The following is an 11,072-nucleotide window of genomic DNA, read 5'->3' as shown; positions in this document are numbered from 1 at the left end:
TTATCGGGAACCCTGTCGGGGCGTTACTTTGCGCAGTTCTGGCTTGTCAGTCGAAGAGATGACGTAGCGTGTCGGCAAGGTCCCCGCGGGAACCGATCTCGACCGACTCCATCCCGAGCCAGTCGGCCAACACCTGCAGGTCGCGTCGCAATACCGACGCGATCTCCGAAAGATGTTGTCCCGCCTCGGAAAATGCTCCCGGCACCATCAGCACCCCACGCTGCCGATCGGCCTTGAGATCGACGCGCGCCACGATCTCGTCGCCGAGCAGGTACGGGTGGACGTAATACCCGTGCACGCGTTTGTGTTCGGGAACGTAGATCTCGATTCGATAGTGAAAACCAAAGATTCGTTCGGTACGAGGCCGAAAGAACACCAGCGGATCGAACGGCGACAGAATGGCTCCCCGTTCACGATTGGCCGCGCGGACCCGGGCGGGAACCGTTGCAGCGGTGTGGAGGTACGCACCATCGCGCCACCCATCCACCGAAACCGGTTGCAGGACACCGGAGTCGATCAGGTCGGCGATGGCCGGCCGCACGTCGGCGGTCTTGAGTCGGTAGTAGTCGGCGAGATCGGCGACAGTGGCCACCCCCAGGGCCGATGCTGCACGCGTCACGAGTTCGCGGTGCGCATCGTCCCGCTCGACACGGCGGTCCACCCGATCGGCGCCGACAACCCGCTCGGCGAGGTCGTAGTGACGTCCGAAGACGTCGTCGCGGGTCGCGGCGAACTCGCCGGAGGCGAACATCGCCTCGCAGAGGTGTTTGACCTCGCCGCGGTTCCACCAGCCGCCCGCGGCCTGCGGTGCGCGCTCGATACCGAGGGCTTCCTCGATGCGCCGCGGGGTCACCGGCCCGGTCTCGGCGATCACGGCGCGTACATCGTCGGCGAGTTCACGGTTGCGTCGCATGGTGTCTCGCGTGTGACGGTAGCGTCCGTCGCGGTACTCGGCCATCCGGAACCCGAACAGCGGCCAGTCGTCGACGGGGATGAGCGCGGCCTCGTGCGCCCAGTATTCGGTCAACAACCGGCGCCCGCGGCCGGGCCGCCAGGCGGCCCGATCGAGCAGCGCCTGATCGTAGGGGCCGAGCCGGCTGAACAGCGGCAGATAGTGCGCCCGCACCGCGATGTTGACCGAATCCATCTGAAACAGCTTGGTGCGGGCCACGACTCGTTCGACCAGGCGCATGGTGACGGCCCCGGTCGGTGGCCGGTCGGCGAATCCCTGTGCCGTCAGCGCGATGCGGCGGGCCTGAGCCGTGGTGAGGACGGCGGCCACGTTACGACGTGTGCCGCACGTAGTCGACGAACCGATAGAACGTCCCGGTACTCGACTGCGCCCAGTCGGTCTCGGTCGTCGCGTGCCACCTCTCGTCGATCACCGGGGCGAACGCATCGGCACCGGTGACCAGCATGTCGATCTCGGTGACCCGCAGGTGAGTCGCGTGGTCCATCGCGGCCGTGTAGATCTCTCCGCCGCCCATCACCACCGCGTCGGCGCCGGCGAGCGCCAGCGCGTCGGCCACCGTGTGGACCACCTCGGCCCCCTCCGGGCGATAGGTCTGCGAGCGGGTGATCACGATGTTGCGCCGCCCGGGCAGTGGCCGAAAACGCTCGGGCAGTGACTCCCAGGTCTTGCGTCCCATCACGACCGCGTGCGAGCCGGTGACCTCGCGAAACCGTGCCATGTCCTCGGGCACACGCCACGGGATGGTGTTGTCACGGCCGATCGCGCCGACCCGATCCTGCGCCCAGATGAGTGTGATGCCGCCCATGAACCCAGCGTAACGGCCGCCCCCGACAACTCATGCGGCGCAATGCGGGTGCGCACACCCGGACCGCGACAGGTCAGACCGCCACCGGCGCCTTGATCCCGGGGTGCGACCGGTAATCGACGACGGCGACATCGTCGAAGTCGTAGTCGAAGATCGAATCCGCTTTGCGCAACGCGAGTGTCGGGTACGGGTAGGGCTCCCGCGACAGTTGGCGGGTCACCTGCTCGACGTGGTTGTCGTAGATGTGGCAGTCGCCGCCGGTCCAGACGAATTCGCCGACGTCGAGGTCGGCCTGCTGGGCCATCATGTGGGTCAGCAGGGCGTAGGACGCGATGTTGAACGGCACGCCGAGAAACAGGTCGGCGCTGCGCTGATACAGCTGGCACGAGAGCTTGCCGTCGGCGACGTAGAACTGGAAGAACGCGTGGCAGGGAGGTAGCGCCATCTGCGGGATCTCCCCGACGTTCCAGGCCGAGACGATGTTGCGGCGCGAGTCCGGGTTGGTCCGCAGCATGTCCAGCGCGGCCGAGATCTGGTCGATGTGCTCCCCCGACGGCGTCGGCCAGCTGCGCCACTGGACTCCGTAGACGGGGCCGAGATCACCGTTGGCGTCGGCCCATTCGTCCCAGATGCTGACCCCGCGGTCCTGCAGCCATCGCACGTTGGAGTCTCCCCGCAAGAACCAGAGCAACTCGTAGACGATCGACTTCAGATGCACCTTCTTGGTGGTGATCAGCGGGAATCCGGCGGCGAGGTCGTAGCGCAACTGATGGCCGAACAGGCTGCGCGTACCGGTCCCGGTGCGGTCGGCCTTCGGGGTGCCGGTGTCGAGCACCAACCGCAACAGGTCCTCGTACGGGGTGGGGATCGTACCGGTCGGCGCGCTGCCGTGAATCGCCGTGCTCACGTGAGCCAGTCTAGGCCAGCCTCGCCTGCCGGCGACGCGACGCGACGCGGCTCGGCCCTGCGCCAAGCGCGACAGCGCGGTCGTCGACCCCGGCAAGCCTCCAGTACCGATGGCCACCGCCCACACGAGGACGAACACGACGACGATGGCGATACGGGAGGAGTTGAGGTCCACGCCGCTGATCCACCTGATGGCGGCATGGTTCTGCCGAAGTCGTCATGCAGTACACCGCCGAGTTCGATCGTTCCGATGAGGAACGCGACCGCGATCGAGAGACCGGTGATCGTCAGCTTGTACTAGATCTTGCGCACGGGATGAGCCAGTACCCAGTCGCACGCGACCGTCATGAACATCCCTTCCACGGTGTCCGTCAGGCTCAGCCGCTGGCCAAGAGCAGGGAAGCACCAGAACCGCATACCACGGCAGACCGGCAACCGCTCCGGTGCCAGCAAGAGCCGGTAGTGCCACCTCTGTCTCGGTGTTGAGACCGAGACCGAAGAATACGCCGGCCGGATACCTGGGGCGGTCCGTCCGGCGACTCGGGCAATGAGCCCGAGACGCCGTGACCCCCAGGACGGTCACGCGCAGGTGTCGATCGCCCGCGAACGGCTGGGAGCACATGTACCCGCGCGGGCGCGGTACTCCGTCGGGGTACACCCGAGCGTCGCGTGAAAGGTCCGTGTCATATGCGAACTGTCACAGAATCCCCAGCTCGCAGCGACCTCCGCCATTGAGCGACCAGGGTTGTTCGTCAAGTCGCGGCATGCTGCCGAAACTCGCTCGGTGCGCACAAACTCGGCAAATGTGGTTCCCGACTCCTCGAATGCGCGATGGAGCGAGCGGACCGACACGCATGACGCCCGTGCCACCTCGGGAGCGGTCACCCGGCCCCTGCTCAGTACCGCGCGGATGTACCTGCGGGCGTTCTCGACGAGATACTCTCGCCCACCAACGGTCTCGGAGAGATGCCGGATACCGGTCGTGTCGGGCCCGAGCGCTCCGGCCAGTACTTCGGTGAAGGCATGATCCAGTGCGTCGACAGACGACCCCGACAGGTGCGCCTGCTGATTCCACAGTGAGGCCATCATCGACTTCACCACCGCACCGGCACCCACCGCACCGTTGATTTCTGCCGAGGTAAGGGGCAGTGCTGACGTCACCTGAAACCATTGCGACTGCGGAATCCGGAAAGAGATTGCCCGCCAGAGGTTTCTATCCGACTCGCGGAATTCCAGAGAGTACGGGCGGGTTGTGTCGAAGACGGCGAAAGAGCCGGGTCGCACCACGCAGCGGTTGCCTTCCTGTTCTCCGTAGCACGTCCCGGCGAGTTGCATGTTCACGAAGAACACATCCTCTGGGGATTGCCGCACCTCGGCAGCACCGTGGGTGATCAGCTGAGTACAGGCCGAGATCTCGGCGGTGTTAGTCGCACTCAACGGCCGCGTCCGCACCCATCCGGGCATCCCGTCAGGCGCAATACTGTCGGACTGATGTGCTCGTGTCCGGCGAGGCACCAAAGGCGTGAATGCTCTGCACACAACCTCCGCCCAGAACTGCGACTGGTCGGACAAGCTCAGTTCGGCCGTGGACCAGTACGCCATCTCGTCTCCGTTCCCTGGGCTTGCCCGTTGGCCGGACCCGTACCTATATCCCGCCTCGTCGCGCTGCCCCGACAATGATGATGCGCCACTGTCGCACAAATATTGCCGATTCATGACGCAGACGTTGGCTTTCATCCATCCTGCCGACGCGGCAAATGTGCGCACGTCGAAATCACGGCGAATCACCTCCGACATACCCACGAAACAGCGTCGCCGAGGTAATCCAACGTGGCACGTCGATCCAAGTCGTTGGTCTCAGTTGTCCAATCCTCCCGCTGCCACCCACTGCGACGATCGGTGCACCCCCGGCCGTCCGGGAACACCCACAGAATCTGTCCGACAACACTTGTCACGCCCACGAGAGGTACACCATGACAATCGACCTGACCCTCAGTCCGGACCAGCTTGCACTGCAGCAGGCGGCCCGCGGCTTCGCCGACACCGTGCTGTCCAAGGTCGCCGACACGATTGCGCCGTTCCACAAGCCAGAGGAACGATTCGAACAGATCAAACCGTTCTATCAGGAAATGGTCAACGCGGGCTTCCTCAAGGCGCTCATCCCTGCCGCATACGGCGGTACAGAATTCACTTCCGTCAACTTCGCAGTGGCCGCCGAAGAGCTCAGTCGCGTCGACATCAACACTCCGACCACACTGCTGGGTACCGGTCTCGGCCTCCAACCGATCATCAGGTTCGGCAGCGAGGAGCAAAAGCAGGAGTTCCTGCCACGCTTCTGCGGTGACGCACCGCTCCTGGCGGCCTTTGCCTTCACCGAGGTGGCCGGCGGTGCGAACTTCGACACCACCGACGTCAAAGCAGGCGTGCAGACCTTTGCCACGCTCGACGGCGACGAATGGGTCATCAACGGCAAGAAGCACTACACCACCAACGGAAGTGGTTGGCATGGAGACATTTCCGAGCTGATCACTGTGGTGGCGCGAACTGACCCGAGTGCTCCGCCCCAGGAATCGTTGGCGGTGTTCATCGTCCCAGGCAACACACCCGGTATCACTGTCGACTCCTACATCGACACCGCCGGTCACCGCGCGACCATCTCCCCGCGAATCCACTTCGACAACGTGCGTATCCCAGTTCGAAACATCATCGGCGCCCCTGGTGACGGAATGACGATCGTGGCGAGAGCATTCAATTGGACCGCATCGGCGATCGGTGCGGCATGCGTGGGCCGCATGCGTGCGGCGTTCGACTACGCCTACGAGTTCGCGCTGACCGACAAGCGATCCGGCCCGGTTCCGGTCATCGAATATCAGAACGTCGGCTACATGCTGGTCGATATCAAAATGCGTATCGAGGCATCCCGGTACCTGACGTGGAAGGGCTGTCAACTGTTCGACGACACCAACGGCGCCGACGAAGAGATCGGCCACATGGTCAAGATATATGCTTCGGAGACCTCGGTACAGGTCGTCTACGACGCCATGCGCCTGGTCGGCGTAGACGCCTACACCGACAAGACGCCGATCGCCGGGATCATGGAGGACGTGTTGTGCTTCCCGGTCTACGACGGCGGGAACATGGGCGTACGCCGCCGCCAGCTCCACAGCCTGATGAAGCGCGACGACTACGACCCGATGTTCTCGGCCTCGGGCGTCACTGCCTGATCACCGACGTCGCCGCACCGCAGGTCGGTGGTCGCCACGATGTGGTCGCATCTGTTCGTAACAGATGCGGCCATATCGCACGTCATTCCGGCGGCAGCGGGGTGAGGGTTCGTCGCAGGTGGCGGCCCAGCACCACCGACGTATTCGGCCCGGTGATCACATCAGCTGCGCGGCAACCCCCGCCCCGAGTTCCCAGCACGCCTCGATCACCGCCTTGTCCGGATTGTTCGACGCGATGACGTACTCGGCGGCCTTGGTCCAGCCCAGTCCGGCAGTGATCCGGTCGACGGCGGCTTGCGCTCCCTCGGTGCCCTCGTTGCCGTGCAGGTACAGCCCGAATGGTCGGCCTCGCGTCGAATCGAGGATCTGGTAGTACGAACCGTCGAAGGCGTGTTTATTTGTCGTAAACTCTCTTACTACGAGCGCCGCGCTGACCAGCACCTACTCCGACTCCCGACGTGCGCCGACCCGCGCAGTGATCTACACGCGCGTCTCGCGCGACCTTGCCGGTGGCCGCTCGGTCGCCGAGCAGGAGGCGGAGTGCAGGGCGGTGTGCGAGCGCAATGGGTGGCCGGTCGCCGAGGTGCTGACCGACAACGATCGGTCGGCTACCCGCTTCGCCACCAAGGACCGCCCGCAGTACGCCCGGCTCAGTGAGGTGCTGCGCCCCGGCGACGTGCTGGTGGTCTGGGAGCCCTCACGCGCTGGCCGGTCCATGGACCACTACGTCGATCTGCGCCGCCTCTGCACCGACCGTCAGGTGATGCTCTCCTACAGCGGGCGGCTGTTCGACCTCGAAGACGGCGACGACAGATTCACCACCGGGCTCGACGCACTGCTGGCCGAGCGCGAGGCCGAGGACATTCGGAAGCGGATCAAGCGCGCCCACCGCGAGAACCTGGCCCAGGGCAAGCCCCACGGGCGAGTCCCATACGGCTACAAGATCGTTCGCGACCCCGACACCGGCAAGTCGACGGGCCGCGTCCCCGACCCGTCGCGCGCTCCCCTGGTCGCCGAGGCTGCGCGGCGTGTGCTCGATGGGCACAGCTTCGGGTCGGTGGTGCGGTGGATCGAGACTCAGGACCCGCTCGGCTGGGACTCGGCGAAGCTGCGCCGGATCATGGTGAACCCGACCTACGCCGGGTACCGGACCGTCAGCGCGAAGGTCGACGGCAAGCGAGGACCGCAGGAGATCCACAGCAAGGGCACCTGGGAGCCGATTCTCACCGACGAACAGCACCACGATCTGGTGGCGCTGTTCGCCGGGCGCAAGACCGGCCCGCGCGGTGTGCCGGTGAAGCATCTCCTGACCGGCATCGCGCGGTGCGCGGTGTGCGGCGAGTACGTCTGGAAGGCGCGCGGCGGACGCCGCAAGGACGGCGGCAACTACGAGGTCTACCAGTGCAAGTCGCACTGTGTCGGTCGGAACATGCAGGCGACGGACGGCGTGATCTTGGGTGTCGTCAAGGGCATCCTCACCACGCCCGAGTCGCTGGCCGCCCTCGCCGAGGTCCCGGCGTCTGACCCCACCGCACCGGCACGGCTGGCCGAGCTGCGCCAGCGACTTGAGGACGTGGAGAACGAGATCGCCGAGGGCCGTATGCCGCCGAGCACCGGGGCGCGAGTGGCGACCCGCCTGGAGGCTCAGATCGCCGACCTGGAGGCCGCCTCGGCCCCGGTGTTCACCGACCCCGTGGTGCGAGATCTCGCCACGGCTCCCGACCCGATGGCACTGTGGGGCGAGTTGCCCCTGATCGCTCGCCGCGAGTTCATCCGATCGACCATGACCATCACCATCGACCGCGTGGGCCGGGGCCGCTGGCACAAGCCCTCGGATGCCATCACCATCACCCCGCGCCAACCCGGCGACGCGAGGTAGCCCACCCACGAGGTCAAGCGGCATAAGCTCTTTGCGTGCTGAACCTCGACCACCTGCCGACTGCCAAATCTCTACTGGGAATCACGGTTCCCGAGATGCTCTACCACTACACAAATTCGGGATCTCTGATCCAGATCACCACCGGGGGTGAGCTGTGGGGTGGGCTACCGGAACAGATGAACGACGCTGAGGAGGTCGCCCGAGCGTTTCGTTGGCTCAATGTAATCGCGGGTCAATTTAACCTCGATATGAGAGAGTCCGACGACCGCGATGAACGTATGCGCTTCGCGAGCTGGGCCGAACGTAGGACTTCGACCGAGGATTTCGGCTACTTGATCCGAGACTCGCCGAAGACCTACTTGGTATCGCTGTCTCGCGTAGGCGACTCCCTCTCCCAGTGGCGGGCGTACTGTCCCCGCAGCGGCGGCTACTGCATAGGTTTGCCCGGTCAGTTAATCCGGGACGCAGCATCATCCTCGGGGTGGCTACTAGCTCCCTGTATCTACGACGAATCTGACGTCGAAGCCATAATGCGCGAGCTATTCGATCACCACTTGACGAAGTGGTTCTCGACAATTGACTCCGGTGCCCCATTTGACCCAGACAATGACACTTTCACCGACGGCGTTATCGAAACGGTTGCAACGATGATTGAAGAGGCTCGCCTCATCGGCCACTTCATCAAGAACCCCACGTTCGAGGCCGAACACGAGTGGCGTCTGCTGGCTTTTGATCATTACCACGAAGCGGACGATCTTCGTTACACGTCGGGTACGGATGGCGTGCGCGTATTCCTCCCATTCGACTTTATGAACGGCCACGCCAAGCACTTTCCAGACGAGCCGCGTCCGTCCGTCCGAATTGGCCCTAACGCTCACCCCGAGAGCGCCAAGTTTGCGATGCGTTCCCTCTTTGAACGCCTCGTTGGGCCGGGTAATGCCGACGTGTTTACGACATCAAGTAGCTACCGCTAAACCTCCGCAAGGTCCGGATTCAGGTACACCGCGTCCGCGCCGCCGTCCTTGGTGCGCACGATGTGGTTGAGGTCGACGAGGAGGTCGAGCACCGCATCGCGCTTGGTCTTCTGGCGCAACCGCTTCGGCCCTGTAGCGGTGAGTTTGGAGATCCGGATCGGCTTGAACGGGTCCGCGCTGTGCGCGCGGATCAGCCACGCGCTCATGGCCTTCGCGTCCTCGATCTTCACCTCAGGCTTGCGCCGGTCGGCGTTCTCGATGAACGCGACACCGAACGCCTGCTTAGCGTTGACGATGTACCACTCCTCGATCTCGGCGGCTCGCCTCACCGTTTCCGCACTGATGAGGAGGTCGGCCCCCTTCGGGCCGTGCTCGGCCATGTGCAGGTGCAGGGCGCGCCGTGCGACCCGCCCGGCGGACTTCGCGACCCAGGTCTCCAGCTCTGGCGAACCGGCCAGGTCGCCGTCATCGCCGTATCGGCGCGCCTTGTACAGCGCGACAACCTGTTTCATGCGTAGCTGCGCGGCGTTGTCGAGCTGAGCAGTGCGTCGCGCTTCGCCGTGCAGTGACAATACAAGGTCCGCGATTCGTTTGGTGTAGTCCGAACGCACCGATGGCGGCACCGGCGGCTGCCCACTGGAGGCACCGCGCCGGTAGCGCTCCTTCACCGACTCAGGGTGAGCGAACTCGACACGGGCGATGAGTCCCTTACCGACGAATCGCGGGTTGGACAGGGCCTCCTGCGCGACGTGGGGCTGGGTGGCGACGCACATGGTGACGGCGGGACGATCCAGGCGGATCGACGCCCGCCCCACACGATCCTCGTAGTGGGTCTCACCGGTGTACGCGTGCAGGAGAATCGTGATCCCCGGCGAGGCGCTGTAGCGTCCCGCCAACGTGTCGAAGATGTCGCCCTCAGCGTCGGCGACCATGATCCGCTCGCCCTGGGCTGCCAGCTTGATCGCGAGCGCTTCGGAGGTGATGTCAGAGGCGATGAGGCACGGGTACGCCCCGATCGGCTTCGAATCGCCGACCACCGCGAGATCCGAACCGGCGGTGTCCCCATCGCTGTTGTCATCTGCGGGCGCGGGGGCGTCCTCGATCGACTCAGCGAGCCACCGGTCGATCAGCTCGCGCTCCGCGTCGTGCAGTGGTCCGGTGAGCATCTGCGCCATCGCGGGGCTCTTGTAGTCGCCGGACTCGCCGACGATCACGGTGTAGCTGACGCCGTTCTCGATCCACCGGTCGTCGTCCACACGAACATCGACACGGCCACACAGCGCACCCGAGATCGCACCCAGAGCCATCGGGGCGCACAACGACACATCGACGTCGAGGTTGTCGGCGACGGCCTGCGCCATGTCGCCGAGCACCGGGGGCAGCGCGTGGACCGGGAAGGACGGAACCTTGTTGACGCTCAACGGCAACGGCCCGGCCTGGAACAGCTCGCGAACCTCGCGGCGGTGTGCTTCGGCGTGCAGCGAACCTTCTTCTGCCAGCCGGTCGGCGATCACATGCGGGTCGTCCAGGCCGTGAGCGTCGGCGTAGGCTGCGACCTCGGCGCGAGTGAGCGATCCACCCGCTTCCGCTTCCGCGACACTTGCGGGCATGATCATCAGCTCGTCGTAGGTCGCTAGGTTGCTCGGGGCGTCGCCAGTCAGTGCCAGAAACGCCTCCTTCACCCCGTTCCATGCATGGAGGCCGAGGTTGTCGCGGACACAGCCCCCGTATGGGCTCTCGAACTCGTCGGCGAGTTGTCGTGCGCTCCACCACTGAGCGGGGCTGTCGTCCCCGATGTTGTTGGGGTTCTTGGTATCATCGGTGCTGTAGGTCATAGCGTCGGCCTCGTCGCTGCCCGCCCCTGGGGTCTCGGCCTGGGGGCGGGCACTCTCATTTCCGGACTGTGCACGGGCGATCGACGGCGCACTCATCGCGCATCGGCGAGCGCGCGGAGGACCTCGCCGGCGCGCCGAAGATCATCCGGAGTGAACTTGGCCAACGTCGCGGCAACGAACTCGTCTTGGCTGGGAGCCACCGCTTCTCCCATGGACTGTGCGTCGCTGTCGCGGGCACGCAGCCACGTGTCCACCTCGGTGATGTCGAAGCGATAAGTGCGCCGGGCAGTTCCGGTGCCGACACGATGTGCGGGCAGGCCCTCACGCTGAACGAGGCGAAGGACGGTCACGGGAGCCACGCCGAGGTGTTCGGCGAGCTGAGGCGCGGAAATGAGAGGGCTGGGTGTCTGGGACACTGCGAACTCCATGGTGCGTCGTGGAATTCGCAGCGGTCCCCGAGCCGGGTGATCCAGCTT

The 11,072-nt window shown here is 65.1% G+C and carries 9 protein-coding genes and 1 pseudogene; 3 read left to right on the top strand and 7 right to left on the bottom strand.

The genetic code is table 11. The features are described from left to right. Positions 1-46: 46 nt before the first annotated feature. From J6U32_RS14540 to J6U32_RS14525, 4 genes are all read right to left on the bottom strand, one after another. Positions 47-1,282: a winged helix-turn-helix domain-containing protein gene (locus J6U32_RS14540; protein ID WP_208790974.1), complete on the bottom strand. Its 1,236-nt coding sequence runs from the start codon at positions 1,280-1,282 to the stop codon at positions 47-49. A 1-nt stretch (position 1,283) separates the two neighbouring features. Beyond that, positions 1,284-1,778, bottom strand: a complete 495-nt coding sequence (locus J6U32_RS14535) for a dihydrofolate reductase (RefSeq protein WP_208790973.1) — start codon at positions 1,776-1,778, stop codon at positions 1,284-1,286. Positions 1,779-1,851: 73 nt separating this feature from the next. Continuing rightward, the gene (locus J6U32_RS14530; protein WP_208790972.1) at positions 1,852-2,685 is read right to left on the bottom strand and encodes a thymidylate synthase; all 834 of its coding nucleotides are present in this window, start codon (positions 2,683-2,685) and stop codon (positions 1,852-1,854) included. 578 nt (positions 2,686-3,263) lie between these two features. Beyond that, complete coding sequence (locus J6U32_RS14525; protein WP_208790971.1) at positions 3,264-4,286, bottom strand: helix-turn-helix domain-containing protein; 1,023 nt, start codon at positions 4,284-4,286, stop codon at positions 3,264-3,266. Positions 4,287-4,657: 371 nt separating this feature from the next. Here J6U32_RS14525 and J6U32_RS14520 point away from each other — a divergent pair, with 371 nt between their 5' ends. Then, positions 4,658-5,908 carry an acyl-CoA dehydrogenase family protein gene (locus J6U32_RS14520; protein ID WP_208790970.1) on the top strand — a complete coding sequence of 417 codons (1,251 nt, stop codon included), beginning with the start codon at positions 4,658-4,660 and terminating at the stop codon, positions 5,906-5,908. A 156-nt stretch (positions 5,909-6,064) separates the two neighbouring features. On the opposite strand, the pseudogene J6U32_RS14515 reads toward J6U32_RS14520, so the two are convergent. Further along, positions 6,065-6,304: pseudogene (locus J6U32_RS14515) on the bottom strand (flavodoxin family protein); the annotation flags it as partial. A 79-nt stretch (positions 6,305-6,383) separates the two neighbouring features. Between J6U32_RS14515 and J6U32_RS14510 the strand changes: the two are divergent. Both J6U32_RS14510 and J6U32_RS14505 read left to right on the top strand, forming a co-directional pair. Continuing rightward, positions 6,384-7,787: a recombinase family protein gene (locus tag J6U32_RS14510; protein ID WP_244331970.1), complete on the top strand. Its 1,404-nt coding sequence runs from the start codon at positions 6,384-6,386 to the stop codon at positions 7,785-7,787. Positions 7,788-7,822: 35 nt separating this feature from the next. Further along, complete coding sequence (locus J6U32_RS14505) at positions 7,823-8,761, top strand: DUF2971 domain-containing protein (RefSeq protein WP_208790969.1); 939 nt, start codon at positions 7,823-7,825, stop codon at positions 8,759-8,761. On the opposite strand, the gene J6U32_RS14500 is transcribed toward J6U32_RS14505, so the two are convergent. Next, a complete protein-coding gene (locus tag J6U32_RS14500; RefSeq protein ID WP_208790968.1) occupies positions 8,758-10,692 on the bottom strand; it encodes a YfjI family protein in 1,935 nt (644 codons plus the stop codon). The genes J6U32_RS14505 and J6U32_RS14500 overlap by 4 nt on opposite strands. Continuing rightward, on the bottom strand, positions 10,689-11,012 hold the full coding sequence (locus J6U32_RS14495; protein WP_208790967.1) for a helix-turn-helix transcriptional regulator: 324 nt from the start codon (positions 11,010-11,012) through the stop codon (positions 10,689-10,691). Before J6U32_RS14495 ends, J6U32_RS14500 begins: the two co-directional genes overlap by 4 nt. Between the last annotated feature and the right edge of the window lie 60 nt (positions 11,013-11,072).

The organism is Gordonia polyisoprenivorans (assembly GCF_017654315.1).
GTDB lineage: Bacteria > Actinomycetota > Actinomycetes > Mycobacteriales > Mycobacteriaceae > Gordonia > Gordonia polyisoprenivorans_A.
The sequence above is the reverse complement of the archived record's forward strand: the minus strand, read 5'-3'. Positions and strand labels throughout refer to the sequence as shown.